Below are 14,778 nucleotides of genomic sequence, written 5' to 3'. Positions count from 1 at the left end.
TCCGGCCGGGATGTTGCCCACCCAAAAAGTTCTTCACGGAACCGCCTGAAACACCGGTAATTGTCTTGCTCAAGTAAATAACAAACGAGGCGGCTGCTTCGGTTGAGAGCAATGGGCCTTTCAATAACCCGTATGCAGAAAAAATTGGAATGGTCAGCGGCCCGGTAGAAAGAACAATACCCGTGAGGTAGCCGACAAAAGCCCCTGTGATTAAGAGCTGCCAAAGCGAAAGAGTGAAATTTCTTGATTTTGCCCAGTGGCGATAGGGAATCATGAGCAGAAAGAACGTCCCGAGGGCTATATCAATCCAGGTTGCTTTCAGGCTCCAGAGTGTGTGTGCACCAAGAGCCGCTGCGGGTACCCCTGTCACCGAATAGGCTAAAAACGCCTTCCAGTGAATATCCTTTCGCCAAAGAATAACTCTTGAAATATTGCCGACGATTGCTGCCACCGCCATGATCGGCACCGCCTGCTTGGGGCCGAAACAAAGGGCGAGCGCAGGCAGAAGCATGATCGATGCCCCCGTACCGATTACACCACTGACGACGCCTGAAATGACCCCGATAAACAAAACGAGTAAGTATTCTGTCATTTGTCTTCCAGAGCGAATGTTGGTTTTTTACTATTTCAACGCCGCTCCAACACACCGATAACTTCACTAACTTAGTAAGTTAATTTTTTCTCAGGGTGATTGCGGATTCGATAAACCAAGCCACCGTGCCAGGCTTCGATTAATTTTTGTATGTGGATGACTTGAGAGATCTTTCTTTATATTTTGTAGGAGTTTTCGCTGACTTTGTTGCATGGTCGTAGTGAAGCCTGAGTACTGCAGCAACTTCAGGCGCGAGTAGCTTGAAATAAGTCATCTGCGCACAGCGAGGGTCGGCTTCGGATACACTCGCGAGCAAGACCTCTGTAGGAGCGAGCATGCTCCTACGGGTCATTCGCCCCACCCCACCTCCAACCCCCAGGACATGTTGAGCCGGATATGCCGACCCCTTCGAAAGACACCACGGTCTATGCCGCGCCAGTGATGCGCAAACTGGCGGAAATCGTTTCCGACCTGCCGCCGTCACTGCGCAAAGTGGCGGACTTTGTCCTGCGTCACCCGCTCCGGGCCGCGACGTTGACCATCGAAGAAATGGCCCATGAAACCTCCACCTCGCCCGCCGCGGTGAATCGCCTGGCCAAGGCGCTGAACCTGGGTGGCTACACCGGCATGAAGGCCGAGTTGGTGGCGACGTTGCAGCAGATGGTGTCGCCGGTCGACAAGCTGCGCAACGAACTGGCGCATCGACCGGGGGGCGCGTTTGGCCTGCATGAGCAAATCCACAGCGCCAGCAGCAACCTCGCCACGGCCGCGACCAACAACCACGCCGAGACTTTCGAGGCGTTCGTCACCCGCCTGACCGAAGCGCGGAAAATCTACATCCTGGGCTTTGGCAACAGCGTGTACTTCGCCGGTCTCGCCGCCTCTACCCTGATGCCCTTCTGCGCGGACGCAACCGCCATCAGCATGGAGGGCGGCAACGAAAACGCCGCTTACCGGCTGGCTGCCATCACTGATGAGGACGTACTGCTCGCGATCTCCCTGCCGCGCTACTCCCTCGATACGCTGCAACTTGCACGTTTTGCCAACGCGCGCGGCGCCTCGGTATTGGCGATCACCGACTCACCCGCCTCCCCGCTCACCGCCATTGCCGAACACGTGCTGTTTGCCCCGGCTGACCATCCGGTGTTGACCAGTTCCAACATTGCCGTGCTTGCCCTGATCGAAGGACTGGTGGCAGGCGTGATGGCTCGCAACAAGGAAGCCGTGAAGCTGGCCACCGAACTGACCGAAAGCGTGATGTCTTACCTGCACATCCCCACAAGCAACAAATCGCCGAAAAAGTGATGGTTCCCGGGCGCCCGTTGCAACACTTCGGATCTGCCGCCCGTCTGCCACTGCGCACCTTCCTGTGAGCCGTGCTTCAAATGCCGTACATACCCTTGCACGGAAGACTCAAACGATGAACATCACCATTGTCACTCTCATGCTCACGGGCTTGTTGTCGGCTTCGCCGCTTTACGTGCAGGCCGCCGAGAAAACCACCGAGGATGCAACGATTCCACCTTCGGCACTTCCCGGGCTCAACCAGCCGGAATCCAACGAAGAAAAGGCAGATAAAAAGGGCGAGGAAGCAGCGGGTTCAAACGCCGGTGCCGACGCGCACTCCATAAAAAAAGACGCAGCATCGGAGGACGACGGGGAGAATCAAAGGGGTAGCAAGTCTGGCAGTTGACCAACCTCTACCCCTTTTTCAAAAGCCCCGGATGTATCAGTCGTCCCGGTCGTCACGATCGCGATAACGACGGTTGTCGCGATCATCGTCACGACGATCGTATCGATGGTCATACCCTCGGTCATCATCCCGGTCATAGCCACGGCGATGATCATGATCTTGATATCGACCGTACCTTTCTCCGTCTTCCCAGTGAGGTCCGCAGCCTCCCAGCAAGAGCAGGCTGGAAATGGCCAGGGTCATCATTACTGCGCGATTCATTTGAGCATCCTGAAGGTGGGGGGGGTGAGAGGGTTTCAGCCGCTGGAAAATCCCGCACGGTGTTGAAACCCTGTCTTTGACCATTCAGTAACTCAATGATTCCGCTGGCAAAAAAACTGGCCGGCACGCCCGTGGCGCGAGCTCCGGTTCGGCGTGGTTTAGCCTGGGAAATGCTGGTTGGCAATCACCTGCTCGGTGATCGGCGCAAGTGCCGCCACCGCCCACAGGCCATAAACCGGATGGGCGGTGGCGGCCTCAGGCTTCTTCATTGCGGGCTAATGAACTGCTTGAAGCCGTCAGCTCCCACCCCATCGGCTCGAACGAACCGATCTTGAGCCTGTTTTCAACGTGCCGACGAGCAGAAAACGGGTCGGCTGGAAACGGTCATGAACCCACCCGCTCCACGCCCTGAAAAAGTCGCCCTTGGAGCGCTCAGCCAAATTTTCAATCAACATCCCGCAAAACAAAAATTCTTACAATCCAATTATGTACTAAAGTAAGAGGTTGAGTGTTTTAATGGGTCTTGAAATGCCAAAGGCCCAATCATGCGCATCAAATTTTCCGGCATTCCTGCATTCGGCATCTACATTGCCCTTGTTTGCCTGTTCGCGGCTGCATGGATCACCCACCCGGCCCCCGAGCACTCGCCCTTTGCCCTGATCAATCCGGCCTCGGCGGTGGCGGATAAGGACGCTAAACCCATCTATACCAGCCGTTTCGCCTCCTCCGGGCTGGTGGACTTCGTGCATTCGGCGGCGGTCACTGCCTTGCCTGACGGTAGCCTGATGGCGGTCTGGTTCGCCGGCACCCGTGAAGGCGCAGCCGATGTTCAGGTGCGCTCCGCCCGTTTCAACCTGAGTACCGGCGAGTGGGGGGAGGAACAGGTCATGGCGACCCGGGACTCGACCCAGCAAAGCACGCGAAAGTACATCCGCAAACTGGGTAACCCGGTCATTGCCCTCGCGCCGGACAACCGCCTGTGGCTGTTCTACGTTTCCGTGTCCATGGGCGGATGGGCCGGTAGCGCGGTCAATGTGATGGTTTCAGACGATTTTGGCGGGCATTGGTCGGCACCACGCCAATTGATCACTTCACCGTTCCTGAACATCAGCACCCTGGTCCGGTCGGCACCGGTGTTCCATGCCGACGGTTCCATCGGCCTGCCGGTCTACCATGAGTTCCTCGGCAAGTTTGCCGAGTACCTGTACTTGAGCGCAGACGGTGATGTGATCGATAAATTCCGCATCAGCCATGGCAATAATTCATTGCAACCGGCGATCGTTCCGCTGGATGGCCAACGCGGCATCGCCTTGTTGCGTTATGCCGGTGACACCCACCACCGGGTCCTGGCGAGCCGCACGGAAGACGCCGGACAAAGCTGGAGCGAACCTTATCCGCTGGTTCCTTCGAACCCCAACTCCTCGTTGGCAGCTGTTGCGACGCCGGACCGCGGGTTGCTGGTAGCGCTCAATGACCTGCAGGATGGACGCTTCAAGCTGAGCCTGTATGGCACCGATGCGAAAATGGACGATTGGCGCCTGTTGCACGACCTGGACAAATCACCGGATCCAGAGGGCGATCCGTATACCCCTCTGGTCTACAAGGAAATCATCGGCAAACAATTCCGTGGCTCCAGTGGCAAGCTGCGCCAGACGCTGGAGGCGCAATTCCTCGCCAACCTCGACAAACGTGTGTGTAAACGCCAGGAATGTGAGTTTGAATATGAATACCCCTACTTCCTCCGCAGTCCCGACGGGATGTATCACCTGGTCTATTCCTGGAACAACACCTTCATCAAGCACGTCACCTTCAACGATGCCTGGCTGGCCGAGCGTCTCCAATGATTAATCTGTGGCAGGCCCATGCCAGTTTCGCGATGATCCTCTTCCTGTTACTGCCGTCTTTTGGCCTGGGCAGGACCTGGCGCATCGCGCTGCTGCTTGCCTTGCTGGCCGCCAGCTTCATACCGCTGGGCGGGTTGTCGCTGGCCGCTTACCTGCGCAGCCATATCGACGACCTTGCGATCACCTCAATGGTGTTCATGGCCTGGGGATGTTTGCGCAGGCTAGGTCTGCTGCCGCCTGAGCGGCAGGGTCAAACCAGCGTATTGATCCTCTTCGCCGCGCTGGCCCTGGTGCTGTACCCCGCAACCCTGGGCCTGAGTGACCTGGACCCTTACCGGCGGGGCTACAGCCCGCGCCCCCTGTTGTTGTTCGTCGCACTGATGACGCTCGGCCTGTTCTACCTGCGCCATTACCTGGCCGTGGTGATGTTGACCTGTGCGACCCTGGCCTTCCTCGTCGGGATCAAACCCTCCCACAACTATTGGGATTACCTGGTCGATCCGTTGCTGGGCCTGTATTGCTGCGTGGCACTGCTGATGCTGGCGGCGCGTCGGCCGTATCGCCGGCTCATCACCCTGCGCGGCGCTTGAACTTCAATGAAATCTCAATAAGGAAACGGGCATGGGCTGGCTGAAATCGAGACGTCTGCATTACTGGCTGGGTGCAACAGCGATCGCCTTCGTGCTGTTCGCACTACTGCGGGTGGTGTTCTTTTTCGGCTTTTCCGGTTTCGACGCCAAAGCCCTGGGCGACGAACATGTGCTGACAACTCTGGGCATCGGCTTTCGTTTCGACTTGCGCCTGGCCATCCTGATCATGCTGCCGCTGGTATTGCTGGCCTGGATCCCGCGCTGGAACCTTGTCGGCAGCCGCCTCCTGCGCGGCATCGCCCGCCTGTACCTGGTAGCCGCCCTCAGCGTCGCGCTGCTGATCTACATCATCGATTTTGGCCACTACGCCTACCTCGGCGTGAGGATCAACGCCACAGTGCTGCGCTTCATCGAGGATGCGCAAATATCCCGTGACATGGTCTGGCAAACCTACCCGGTCATCTGGATCTCACTGGGTTGGTTGGCAACCGTCGCAATCGCGACACTGGCCCTGGTGCGTCTGGAGCGCGTCACGCTGGACCGTCCACGCAAAACCATTCACCCGCTCTGCGCGACATGGGGCGGTGCAGTGATGGTGGTGCTGGTGCTGCTGGGTATCCTGGGCCGTGTCGAACACCTGAACATCGAGAACCCCGTGCCGCTGCGCTGGAGCGATGCGTTCTTCTCGGGCAACAACCAGGTCGCCGCACTGGGCCTGAACCCGGTGATTTTTTTCTACGACACCGTCAAGGTCGGCCAGTCACGCTATGACGAGGCACAGGTGCGCGAACATTACGCGGTCATGGCTCACTATCTGGGCGTCGACAAACCTGATCCGCAGGCCCTCGACTTCGTCCGCCACCAGACGCCACAACCTTACAAAATCAATGGCTCGCGACCACCTAACGTGATGTTCGTCATGCTCGAGTCGCTGGGCACCAGTGCCGTCGGAGCCTATGGCAACCCGATCAATCCAACGCCCAACATCGATCGCCTGGCCACGCAGAGCTGGTTCTTCAAGCACTTCTATGTGCCGGTCACGGGAACGGCCAAAACTGTCTGGGCCAGCATTACCGGGGTACCTGACGTCACTCGACAGGAAACCGCGACGCGTAATCCACTTATCACCCGGCAAAACACGCTGGTCAATGCCTTCACCGGCTACGACAAGATCTACACCATTGGCGGCAACTCCGGCTGGGCCAACATGAATGCCCTGATCCGGCAAAGCATCGACGGCGTTCGCCTGTTCGACGAGCGCGACTGGAAATCCCCGGTGGTGGATGTGTGGGGCATTTCGGACCTGGACCTGTTCAAGGAAACCGACCAGATCCTGCAAGCGTTGCCCAAGGACAAACCGTTCTTCGCCTATGTGCAAACGGCGGGCAACCACCGCCCATTCACCATTCCAAAGAGCAATGACGGCTTCGAGGTCAAGCACCCTACCCTGGAGCAAGTCCAGGCCGCCGGCTCGCGCAGCGTCGAGCAATACAACGCCGTACGCCTGCTGGACTTCAACATCGGACGCCTGATGGAAATCGCCAAGGCCGGCGGCTGGTACGAAAATACCATTTTCGTGCTGTTTGGCGATCACAACACCCGTATCGCCCAGATCCCCTTCCTGGCCCCGGCCTACGAGCAACTGGGCCTGGAGAGCAACGCGGTGCCGATGATCATCCACGCGCCAGGCCTGATCGGAACACGCAAGGTCGAGGAAGCTGTCGGCCTGGTGGACCTGCTGCCAACCGTGGCAGGCATGGCCGGCCTGGAGTTTCGCAACAGCGGCATGGGCCGCGATATCCAGCAGCCCGCGCCCGAAGGCGAACGTGTGGTGCCATTGGTGTTGCGTGAAGGCACCTTCCCGCTGATTGCCGGCGTGACGCAACACTACATGGTGCAGATGGAACACGACGGCAGCTCGCCAACCCTGCATGACCTGGCCTCACCGACGCCGCTGGACAACGTGGCCGAGCAAAACCCCGAGGAGTTCAAGCGACTGTCACGGTTGACCCGCGCCATGCACGAAACCTCACGGTTGATGCTGTACCAGAACGTACGCGACTAACCACTCAACAGTTACGGTTTTACCGCGGGACCTGCGCCAGTGTGAGGGGCGACGGATGGCCCCTTCGGCGGAACAGTGAAACTCACTGTCGTATGGGTGAGGATCCTGTGCGTCGGGTCGGCTACTTCAAGCAGAACCTTGTGGGCGCCGGGGGTCAGTCCGACCAGGATGATCGGATCTTCACTGGTGTGCGCCCATGTACCTTTCCAGTCGTCGACAGTCACGTGAAGGTGGCCCAGTCGTGGGGATACATCGGCGGCCGCCTTACCGAATACTGGCATGATCCTGGCGTGCTCTGTTCGATACTGGATGATGACGACCCCGCGGGCGAGCGGCTCGGCGAGCGGCGGATAGGCAATGAGCCTTGGCGTCGTCTCGGATTCCAATGGCAATATTGCCGGTGGGTGATCGGTGTCGGCCGCCCCTTGACCGAACGCTGCCGTGCAAGACAACACACTCCAGGCAATGGCCAACAGATTTGCGGAAGCCATGGTGGATTTCTCCTAAAGACCGACTTTGCGCTTGAGTTCGGCTTCGTTCCAAAGGCCGCTGAGCGGGCCGCCCGGCAACCCTTCATTGGCTCGCGCCAGCGGGAAAATAACCGGTAAAAAACCGGCGTCGCGCACCAACCGGGCACCCATGTCCCGGGCCTGGGCGTCGTCGGCGAATACTGCAATCGCCTTGTCTTTGCCCGACTGGTCTTTCATCGATGCATAGCCTATGGCGTTGAACGCACGCACCAGGTGTATTCCGGGCAGATATTGCTGGTCCGCCGAGGCGACACCCATCTCCAGCGCCTTGCGCCCGACCTCTGCGTCACGGCCGCCGAACGGGTTGCTGGTGCTCAACACTACCTTGCCGTCCAGCTTGCCCTGGACCTTTTCGGACAGCTCTGGCATCGCGCCATAGGGAACACTCAACACGATCACATCGCCCCATGTGGCGGCATCGCTCACCGAGCCCGCCTGAGCGTTTGGGCCAGCGCTATTGACCAGATCCGTCAGCTCCTCGGGGTGGCGCGAGGAAAACATGACCGAGTGCCCGGCCTTTACCCAGAGCGTACCCAGCGTACCGCCAACGTTACCGGAACCGATGACGCCGATCTTCAGGGGGTCCGCCATAGCCTGGCTGACGCACATGACCATGCCGGCGAACATCAAAAAGAAAATTCTGGACATACGCTGTGCTCCTGCGATGGAAAGCAGTCTCCTCTCCACACGGAAAGCGCCTGCAACACCAAGTTGAAGACTAGCTGATTATTGTTATTGCTGATCCTCGAGAGCGCTGGGTAAAACGCTTACCGACCTGCAGTACAAAAAAAATCCCGGAAACAGACGTCTCCGGGATTTTTTTGTAGAAGCCTGGCCGCTAGAAAGTCGCTTGCCTGGCAGTTTCTGCTCAGTGGGATTTTTTTGGCGCGCCGGCTTTACTCAGTCCCTTCGAGTTGTGATCGCCCGGCGTCGATTCCGAAATGGCCCTGGCCTTGTCCAAGCCGCGCGTATCTTTGGAGTGTGCGATGCCTGAAGTCGTGGTGCCGTGGCCATTGTCACTATTACGATCACTGCCGTAGTGATTGCCACTGACGCCATGGTCGCGAACGGCCTTGCCAGCATGATCACTGCTCAACCCCTTGCCGTGGCCGTTACTGCCGGAATGACCCGAACCACTGTGGCCGGCACCGTTACCGCCGCCATTACCACCGCCATGGCCACCGCCGTTTCCGCCACCATTTCCGCCGCCGTGGCCACCACCACCACCACCACCACCACCACCACCTTCTTTCGCATAGGCGGCGTTCATGATGGACAGGTCAGCAGGGAGTAACGGGGCGGCTGCAAGCATCAGGGCGCATGACATTACAGCAACGAGACTCTTGTTTTTTAAAAGCATGATTGCTTCCGTGAGGGTTGATTACGCGTACTTTATGACGCGTAAACCCCATGACAGTTCAAGTCCCGCGACGGACGGAGTCGCCAGCAAGAATCAATCGAAAGCGCCGTTAAGCACTTCATAGATCAGACCGGTAGCGATCGCCACCAGTATCAAGTCGGTGCCCGCCTGCTGCCATTCATACCCGTCATAATGCGGCAGCCTGCCGATCAGCCGGCCATCGAGCTTCTTGGCAATCCCCGGCGGAAGCGGTTTACCGCGGGCGAGGTTCTTTTGAATGCCGGGTGGTAACGCAGGTCCAGGGGCCCAGTAGTCCCGATACCCGTCCACAATGCCAAGAACGCTTCCCCGATTGATGCTTGGGCCATTATCCCAATCACCGCCGCCTGAATGCTTTCCCTTGTTGCCCTGGTTGCCCTGGTTGCCATGCTCCTGGCTGTCTTGCGAATTGCCCTTTGCGTTTCCTTGCCCCTTGCCATTCCCAGGATCGGCCAATGCCAGCGTCGAGGCACAAACCAATGCAACACAGGCAATAGCGGCAACAAACGAGCGATATCTGAACATATCCGTTCTCTCAGAAAGGAAGTACCCCTGGAATGTATACGCTTCGCGGCGAAGCCATGCCAAATTTTAAACAAACGGTTGTGACACGGCCCACAACCCTGGCGCATGCTTAAGCGGTGATCGACCAGCAACAAAGCAACACGTCCTGCCGTACCGGAGTACCCCATGACCACAACCATCGAGGTGCCGCGCATCCAGCGCTTTGCTGCAAACACTGCGGGTCGGGATTTCGCGGCAGGTGACATTCACGGGCACTTCAGCCGATTGCAAGCCGCGCTGGAAGCGGCTGGTTTCGATCCTGTTGTCGACCGCCTGTTCAGCGTCGGAGACCTGATTGATCGTGGACCTGAATGCCGGGACGCACTGGACTGGCTGGCCAAGCCATGGTTTCACCCCGTGCGCGGCAACCATGACGACTTCGTGGTTCACTTCGATACGTGTGACGTCTTTAGCTGGATCTGCAATGGCGGCTCATGGTTCACCGGTTTATCGCCACCTGAGCAGCAAGCGTTCGCGCTGCAGTTCGCCGAACTACCGATTGCTATCGAGATAGAGACGCCTGGCGGATTGGTCGGGATTATTCACGCCGATTGCCCAGTGTCCTCATGGGACCAACTTCGCGCCGAACTGCAATCGCCTGAAAGTGACAAGCAACTGCGAGCCGTACTGCTGCGCTGCATGTGGTCACGAACCCGGATTCAGGCGGGCGATACCCGCGGCGTCCATGGACTTCGCGCCCTGGTGGTTGGCCATACGCCACTCAGGCAGCCTGCGGTGCTGGGCAATGTGTACCACGTAGACACCGCGGGCTGGCTGGACGGTTATTTCACACTGCTGGATCTCACCACCTTGCAGTGCATCCCGCCAATCGATCCGGAACCCGGTTTCGACCAGGCCTGACGCGCCGTTCGTCCAAAGCCCGGCACTCACGATGCGCCGCTGTCTCTCATGTAAAAGCACGGGCATCCCGCGCCTCAGAACGGAGAGCCAGCATGGACATTGACGAAAATGCAGTTGGCAACATGTCACAGCAGGACGTAACGCGAACAACGGACAACGAAACCGGCCACGATCCCCGCAAAGATCAGCCGCAGGTGCCGCTGCCGCCGAACGATGAAGCGCCTGTCGATGACGATATGACAGATGTGGCGGCCTATAACTCGGTGTCGAGCGAGCATCCGCAAGCAGGCACAAGCGCTCAGGACGAAAATGACCAGGAGGCTCGCGGCTTACCCGCGAGCGACCCTGAATCAGGTGCCTGAATCTGTCAGGTTCATTCCAGTTGCCCGCTCAGTGCGGGCTTTCTTTTTTCTCGAATTTACCTGCCATGATCAGTCGTCTTCTTGATCTATCTGATCTAGATAATCAAGGTCATCATCCTCTTCGTCTTCATCTTCTTCATCGTCAAGAATGCCTTGAGCGTCTTGTTCAACCCATGCTTCTTCATCGTGGAATTCATGATCGAGCAGATGGTCGTGCTCGGGTTCTGGAATATCAATCTCATCGCTCATCTACATTTCCTGCATTGGCTGAACTGCGCATAGGGTACTGTAACTGCAGCGGCGCTTGTAACGGCGCGTTCGATGATCGCCAACCATTGCTCACTTGTATTTGTCAGGTTGATTGCGCACTGTTACTCCATCACTTCAGAAATGTTGAGCATGTCAAAGAAGCAGCAGACAAACACCCCTCCAGCATCCGCTGCGGACATTGAACGATCTATCCAGGCCCTGAACAAAATGGCTGAACGACTATGGGGAGATGGCCGGGAAGCTGAGGCAAAAGCCCTTCTCAATGCCCTGGACGCCTTAAACCGGGCGCTTGACCGGATCAGGATTGGAGAGAGTCGAAAGACGCTCCATTGAGAGAATGCCGGGCTTCACGTGATGGGCACACTCCCGTCACGCCTTCGTAACACTTGGCAAGCACACTGCAGTCAGCCAAAGGGATTTGGCCACGTGATTGGAAAGCCCGACCCAGTGTCGGGCTTTTTCTTCTGCGGTGAGATGATCGTTCCCACGCTTTGCGTGGGAACGCATCCTGTGACGCTCCGCGTCACCGTTGCGCATGGCTCATGTCATGCGTCGTCAGCGGAACGCGGATCGTCCCCGGCGGCATTCCCACGCCGAGCGTGGGAACGATCAGATCCCGGACAGACCTGCAATCAGGTCGACTGTCAGGCCGCCTCGCTCTGGCTTTTGATTTTCTCCTATTTGATTTCGCCATTGCGCTCCCACTACTTGCCGGTATTGCCATTGTTCAGTTTCACGTTGTCGCCGCTCACATAGCGGGTTTCAGGGCACCCGCTTACTTGAAACAATATTCATAGAGGCACGTCTCGAACCCATACTTGAGGTCGAACTTGCCATCGAGCACGTTGTTTTCCTTCGCGTACTGGTCCCACGCGACCAACATTTCCTTCATTTTTGCCGGCTCGGCCTGGGACAGGTCGCGGCTTTCGGTAGGGTCGGCCTTGAGGTTGTACAGCTGCCAGTTGGCGGTGCCGTAGGGTGGGTTGACCAGGGTGATTTTCCAATCGCCCTTGCGCAGCGCCTTGCGGCCGAACAATTCCCAGCCAATCTGACGTTCGGCCATCGCTTGCCCTTCCAGCAACGGGCGCATGCTCTTGCCACTGATGGTTTGCACCGGACGGCCGTGGAATGTTTTGCCCAGTGCCGGTACGCCGGCGAGGTCCAGCAAGGTCGGCATCAGGTCCATCACATGGACCATGTCTTTATTGACGGTGCCTTGCAGGTGGGCCTTTTTCAGCATTTTCGCGCTGATGATCGCCGGCGCACGAATTCCGCCCTCGTTGGTGAAGCCCTTGAACAGTGGGTACGGAGTGGAACTGACCTGGGCCCACTGAGCACCATAGTCGGCATACGAGCCTTTGTGACCGAGATTCTTCAGGCTGTTATCGAACTCGCTGGCGAACCACTCCTTGTTGCCTGGCAGGTCAAGCGGGCTGTTGCCGTCGGCACCGTTGTCGGAGATAAACACAATGAAGGTGTTATCCAGCTTGCCGGTTTTCTCCAGGTACTGGAGCAGTCGACCGATGTGATAGTCCATGTTGGACACCATCGCCGCATAGATCTCCATGTTGCGCGCCTCACGCTTTCGCTGCTCATCGCTCAACTGGCTCCAGTTTGGAAGACCCTTGGCCATGGGCGTGTTGGGCGTCGTATCCGCCGCGACGATACCCAGCTGTTTCTGGCGCTCCAGGCGTGCCTGGCGGATCGGTTCATAGCCTGCGTCGTATCGGCCCTTGTATTTATCCAGCCAGTCATCCGGAGCATGCAGCGGCCAATGCGGGGCGGTATACGACAAGACGGCCATGAACGGCTTGTTGCTGGCTTTGTCGGCTTCGATGTAGTCAATCAGCCGATTGGTGTAGAACTCACTGGAATAGAACCCCTTGGGCACTTCCACCTGTTTGCCGTCTTCGCGATAAATCGCTTTCGGGTCTTTCGCGATGATGGCGTGCTGGTCATCGAAATGACTGGCGCCGCCTTGTACCAGAATGAAGGAGCGGTCAAAACCACGTGCCTTCGGGCTGGTTTCTTCGGTGCGACCCAGGTGCCACTTACCGGTGGTATAAGTGTTGTAGCCCGCGTCCTGAAGCACTTGTCCGACCGTGACCATGCGTTCGTTCAAGTAACCTTCGTAACCAGGCCTGCCTTGCTGGAACGGCTGAAGCAGCTCGCCCATGTTGCCCAGGCCAGCCACGTGGCTGTCGGCACCGGAGAGCATCATCGCCCGAGTCGGCGAACAGGTGGGGGCCGTATGGAAGTTGCCCAGGCGCACACCGTCCCGGGCAAGCGAGTCGAGGCTCGGGGTGCTGATTTCACCGCCGAAACTGCCCAGGTCGCTGTAACCCAGGTCATCGGCGACAATTATCAGGAAGTTCGGGCGCTCGTCTGCGGCCATGGCTGCGGGGCTGCAAACGGCAACCATCAGGACAAGCATCAGATGGGTCATCCAGCTCATACGCGCGGTTCCTCAGTTGTTATTATTGGTTGAGCCAGCAGTATGCAGAGGGCCCGACGCCGGCCGCTAACGCGGTTGCGCAAGCGCTTATCCAGCCGCGTCGTTATTTGCCCCGACAGCTGGGGAACCGGTCAGCCATCGTTCATCATCCCTGCCTTGGCGGGGCACGGGACACCCGCTGTCGAGCCTGTTGTCCATGTACCGCAACAACGGCACCGTTGATACAGCACTCATTAACCAGACGGGGCAACCCGGACAAACAAGAATAAAGGTTACGCTGATGAATACGCCCTCTATCAGCGGCCCGCCTCCTTCAAGGAGCGAGGCCTGCCCTGCCAGGAATATTCCGTTTGCAGCGGAGCCGATACTGCGCTCGCGCAATATCGAAGATGCCGAGGCGCTGCTCAACAACCATCTTGAAGAACGTCGGATCAGCCTCGGAAGACGAGGAACCCTGGACATTGCTTTCACCTTGCAGTCCTTGCCGCAGATGAAGTTGTTCGGGGCGCAATGGGGCGGTGAAGTCCGCGTGAGCTCTAGCCCCTTGAACAGCTGGCATGGGATTTTACCCTTGCAAGGTACCATCAGCAGTCGTCCCGACGGCCTGCAAGCCAATGGCGGAGAGCTTCTGGTATTCAGCCCTGGGCATGAGGTGGATGTCATCTGGCATGAGGGGGCCAAGGCGATCGTCATTGCCCTGGATGCTGCATTACTGCTCGATCACCTGGAGCGCCACCATCAGACCCACGAGCTGCGGCTCCCGACCCGGACACTGTTGTTCGATAGCAACCATCGTGCCCTGCAGAGCCTTGGCAGCTTGCTGCGCCTGGTGGACAGCGAAACCGGCAACACCTCGGGGTTGCTGGCCAACCCAACCAGCCAGTCTCATGTGCAGCACCTGTTTTGCGAGAACCTGCTGCAACTGATCCCCAGCTTGCATACGGAGCCACAACGTCGCCTGTTGCCGGGCACCGTGAAACGGGTGGTCGATTTTATTCATGCCCATCTCGACCAGCCGCTGGACATCATGCAGCTGGTAGCCATCAGCGGTACCAGCCGACGCAGCCTGGAACAGGCGTTTCGCAATGGCCTGGGCACCAGCCCGCAACGCTATATCCAGAGTTGCCGGCTACAGGCGATACGCAAAATACTACTGAGCCACCAACCTGGAGACCTGCAGTTATCGGCGCTGGCGTTTCACTGGGGTTTTGCGCAACCCAGCCACTTCACCGCGGCCTACAAGCAGGCCTTTGGTGAGTTGCCATCGCAAACACTGGCCAGGCCGGCTTGAG

16 protein-coding genes and 1 pseudogene are annotated in these 14,778 nt (G+C 58.2%); 9 read left to right on the top strand and 8 right to left on the bottom strand.

Annotation, left to right across the window (positions count from 1 at the left end; genetic code table 11):
• Positions 1 to 40: 40 nt before the first annotated feature.
• Positions 41 to 592 (bottom strand): annotated as a pseudogene (locus AC3WWR_RS07120) (sulfite exporter TauE/SafE family protein); the annotation flags it as partial.
• A 396-nt stretch (positions 593 to 988) separates the two neighbouring features.
• Here AC3WWR_RS07120 and AC3WWR_RS07115 point away from each other — a divergent pair.
• On the top strand, positions 989 to 1,897 hold the full coding sequence (locus tag AC3WWR_RS07115; RefSeq protein ID WP_033041390.1) for a MurR/RpiR family transcriptional regulator: 909 nt from the start codon (positions 989 to 991) through the stop codon (positions 1,895 to 1,897).
• A 115-nt stretch (positions 1,898 to 2,012) separates the two neighbouring features.
• Positions 2,013 to 2,285, top strand: coding sequence for a hypothetical protein (locus tag AC3WWR_RS07110; RefSeq protein ID WP_020800214.1), 273 nt, complete (start codon positions 2,013 to 2,015; stop codon positions 2,283 to 2,285).
• A gap of 36 nt (positions 2,286 to 2,321) precedes the next feature.
• Here the strand turns inward: AC3WWR_RS07110 and AC3WWR_RS07105 are convergent, their stop codons facing one another.
• Entirely contained in the window at positions 2,322 to 2,546 is a 225-nt protein-coding gene (locus AC3WWR_RS07105) for a hypothetical protein (protein WP_020800215.1), read from the bottom strand.
• Positions 2,547 to 3,091: 545 nt separating this feature from the next.
• Between AC3WWR_RS07105 and AC3WWR_RS07100 the strand changes: the two genes are divergently transcribed.
• The 3 genes from AC3WWR_RS07100 to AC3WWR_RS07090 are packed head-to-tail and all read left to right on the top strand — an operon-like array spanning position 3,092 to position 7,045.
• Complete coding sequence (locus tag AC3WWR_RS07100) at positions 3,092 to 4,390, top strand: sialidase family protein (protein ID WP_020800216.1); 1,299 nt, start codon at positions 3,092 to 3,094, stop codon at positions 4,388 to 4,390.
• On the top strand, positions 4,387 to 4,980 hold the full coding sequence (locus AC3WWR_RS07095; RefSeq protein WP_020800217.1) for a hypothetical protein: 594 nt from the start codon (positions 4,387 to 4,389) through the stop codon (positions 4,978 to 4,980). Before AC3WWR_RS07100 ends, AC3WWR_RS07095 begins: the two co-directional genes overlap by 4 nt.
• 31 nt (positions 4,981 to 5,011) lie before the next feature.
• Entirely contained in the window at positions 5,012 to 7,045 is a 2,034-nt protein-coding gene (locus AC3WWR_RS07090; protein WP_033039420.1) for an LTA synthase family protein, read from the top strand.
• Positions 7,046 to 7,056: 11 nt separating this feature from the next.
• Here the strand turns inward: AC3WWR_RS07090 and AC3WWR_RS07085 are convergent, their stop codons facing one another.
• The 4 genes from AC3WWR_RS07085 to AC3WWR_RS07070 form a co-directional block, all read right to left on the bottom strand.
• Positions 7,057 to 7,536, bottom strand: a complete 480-nt coding sequence (locus AC3WWR_RS07085; RefSeq protein ID WP_033039422.1) for a DUF6130 family protein — start codon at positions 7,534 to 7,536, stop codon at positions 7,057 to 7,059.
• Positions 7,537 to 7,548: 12 nt separating this feature from the next.
• Positions 7,549 to 8,223, bottom strand: a complete 675-nt coding sequence (locus AC3WWR_RS07080) for an NADPH-dependent F420 reductase (protein WP_020800219.1) — start codon at positions 8,221 to 8,223, stop codon at positions 7,549 to 7,551.
• A 220-nt stretch (positions 8,224 to 8,443) separates the two neighbouring features.
• Positions 8,444 to 8,935, bottom strand: a complete 492-nt coding sequence (locus tag AC3WWR_RS07075; RefSeq protein ID WP_042955779.1) for a hypothetical protein — start codon at positions 8,933 to 8,935, stop codon at positions 8,444 to 8,446.
• Positions 8,936 to 9,028: 93 nt separating this feature from the next.
• Entirely contained in the window at positions 9,029 to 9,499 is a 471-nt protein-coding gene (locus AC3WWR_RS07070) for an anti-virulence regulator CigR family protein (RefSeq protein WP_020800222.1), read from the bottom strand.
• A gap of 165 nt (positions 9,500 to 9,664) precedes the next feature.
• Between AC3WWR_RS07070 and AC3WWR_RS07065 the strand changes: the two genes are divergently transcribed.
• On the top strand, positions 9,665 to 10,399 hold the full coding sequence (locus AC3WWR_RS07065) for a metallophosphoesterase (RefSeq protein ID WP_033044640.1): 735 nt from the start codon (positions 9,665 to 9,667) through the stop codon (positions 10,397 to 10,399).
• A 92-nt stretch (positions 10,400 to 10,491) separates the two neighbouring features.
• A complete protein-coding gene (locus AC3WWR_RS07060) occupies positions 10,492 to 10,761 on the top strand; it encodes a hypothetical protein (RefSeq protein WP_492598570.1) in 270 nt (89 codons plus the stop codon).
• Positions 10,762 to 10,830: 69 nt separating this feature from the next.
• Here AC3WWR_RS07060 and AC3WWR_RS07055 read toward each other — a convergent pair whose 3' ends face one another.
• Positions 10,831 to 11,010: a hypothetical protein gene (locus AC3WWR_RS07055; protein WP_020800225.1), complete on the bottom strand. Its 180-nt coding sequence runs from the start codon at positions 11,008 to 11,010 to the stop codon at positions 10,831 to 10,833.
• A 150-nt stretch (positions 11,011 to 11,160) separates the two neighbouring features.
• On the opposite strand from AC3WWR_RS07055, the gene AC3WWR_RS07050 reads away from it, so the two are divergent.
• Positions 11,161 to 11,364, top strand: a complete 204-nt coding sequence (locus AC3WWR_RS07050; RefSeq protein ID WP_042955784.1) for a hypothetical protein — start codon at positions 11,161 to 11,163, stop codon at positions 11,362 to 11,364.
• A 442-nt stretch (positions 11,365 to 11,806) separates the two neighbouring features.
• Here AC3WWR_RS07050 and AC3WWR_RS07045 read toward each other — a convergent pair whose 3' ends face one another.
• Entirely contained in the window at positions 11,807 to 13,486 is a 1,680-nt protein-coding gene (locus AC3WWR_RS07045) for an arylsulfatase (RefSeq protein ID WP_083348769.1), read from the bottom strand.
• 280 nt (positions 13,487 to 13,766) lie between these two features.
• Here AC3WWR_RS07045 and AC3WWR_RS07040 point away from each other — a divergent pair, with 280 nt between their 5' ends.
• Positions 13,767 to 14,777, top strand: a complete 1,011-nt coding sequence (locus AC3WWR_RS07040) for an AraC family transcriptional regulator (protein ID WP_454865689.1) — start codon at positions 13,767 to 13,769, stop codon at positions 14,775 to 14,777.
• Position 14,778: the final 1 nt, after the last annotated feature.

It is taken from the genome of Pseudomonas sp. EB271-G4-1 (genome assembly GCF_058791355.1).
This window is presented reverse-complemented; position numbering and strand designations above follow the sequence as displayed.

What these genes read in the sequence shown, in the direction of transcription:
- AC3WWR_RS07050 (WP_042955784.1), top strand. Translation starts at nt 11,161, where the DNA reads ATGTCAAAGAAGCAGCAGACAAACACCCCTCCAGCATCCGCTGCGGAC.
- AC3WWR_RS07100 (WP_020800216.1), top strand. Translation starts at nt 3,092, where the DNA reads ATGCGCATCAAATTTTCCGGCATTCCTGCATTCGGCATCTACATTGCC.
- AC3WWR_RS07105 (WP_020800215.1), bottom strand. Translation starts at nt 2,546, where the DNA reads ATGAATCGCGCAGTAATGATGACCCTGGCCATTTCCAGCCTGCTCTTG.
- AC3WWR_RS07090 (WP_033039420.1), top strand. Translation starts at nt 5,012, where the DNA reads ATGGGCTGGCTGAAATCGAGACGTCTGCATTACTGGCTGGGTGCAACA.
- AC3WWR_RS07060 (WP_492598570.1), top strand. Translation starts at nt 10,492, where the DNA reads ATGGACATTGACGAAAATGCAGTTGGCAACATGTCACAGCAGGACGTA.
- AC3WWR_RS07085 (WP_033039422.1), bottom strand. Translation starts at nt 7,536, where the DNA reads ATGGCTTCCGCAAATCTGTTGGCCATTGCCTGGAGTGTGTTGTCTTGC.
- AC3WWR_RS07055 (WP_020800225.1), bottom strand. Translation starts at nt 11,010, where the DNA reads ATGAGCGATGAGATTGATATTCCAGAACCCGAGCACGACCATCTGCTC.
- AC3WWR_RS07075 (WP_042955779.1), bottom strand. Translation starts at nt 8,935, where the DNA reads ATGCTTTTAAAAAACAAGAGTCTCGTTGCTGTAATGTCATGCGCCCTG.
- AC3WWR_RS07115 (WP_033041390.1), top strand. Translation starts at nt 989, where the DNA reads ATGCCGACCCCTTCGAAAGACACCACGGTCTATGCCGCGCCAGTGATG.
- AC3WWR_RS07095 (WP_020800217.1), top strand. Translation starts at nt 4,387, where the DNA reads ATGATTAATCTGTGGCAGGCCCATGCCAGTTTCGCGATGATCCTCTTC.
- AC3WWR_RS07110 (WP_020800214.1), top strand. Translation starts at nt 2,013, where the DNA reads ATGAACATCACCATTGTCACTCTCATGCTCACGGGCTTGTTGTCGGCT.
- AC3WWR_RS07045 (WP_083348769.1), bottom strand. Translation starts at nt 13,486, where the DNA reads ATGAGCTGGATGACCCATCTGATGCTTGTCCTGATGGTTGCCGTTTGC.
- AC3WWR_RS07070 (WP_020800222.1), bottom strand. Translation starts at nt 9,499, where the DNA reads ATGTTCAGATATCGCTCGTTTGTTGCCGCTATTGCCTGTGTTGCATTG.
- AC3WWR_RS07040 (WP_454865689.1), top strand. Translation starts at nt 13,767, where the DNA reads ATGAATACGCCCTCTATCAGCGGCCCGCCTCCTTCAAGGAGCGAGGCC.
- AC3WWR_RS07080 (WP_020800219.1), bottom strand. Translation starts at nt 8,223, where the DNA reads ATGTCCAGAATTTTCTTTTTGATGTTCGCCGGCATGGTCATGTGCGTC.
- AC3WWR_RS07065 (WP_033044640.1), top strand. Translation starts at nt 9,665, where the DNA reads ATGACCACAACCATCGAGGTGCCGCGCATCCAGCGCTTTGCTGCAAAC.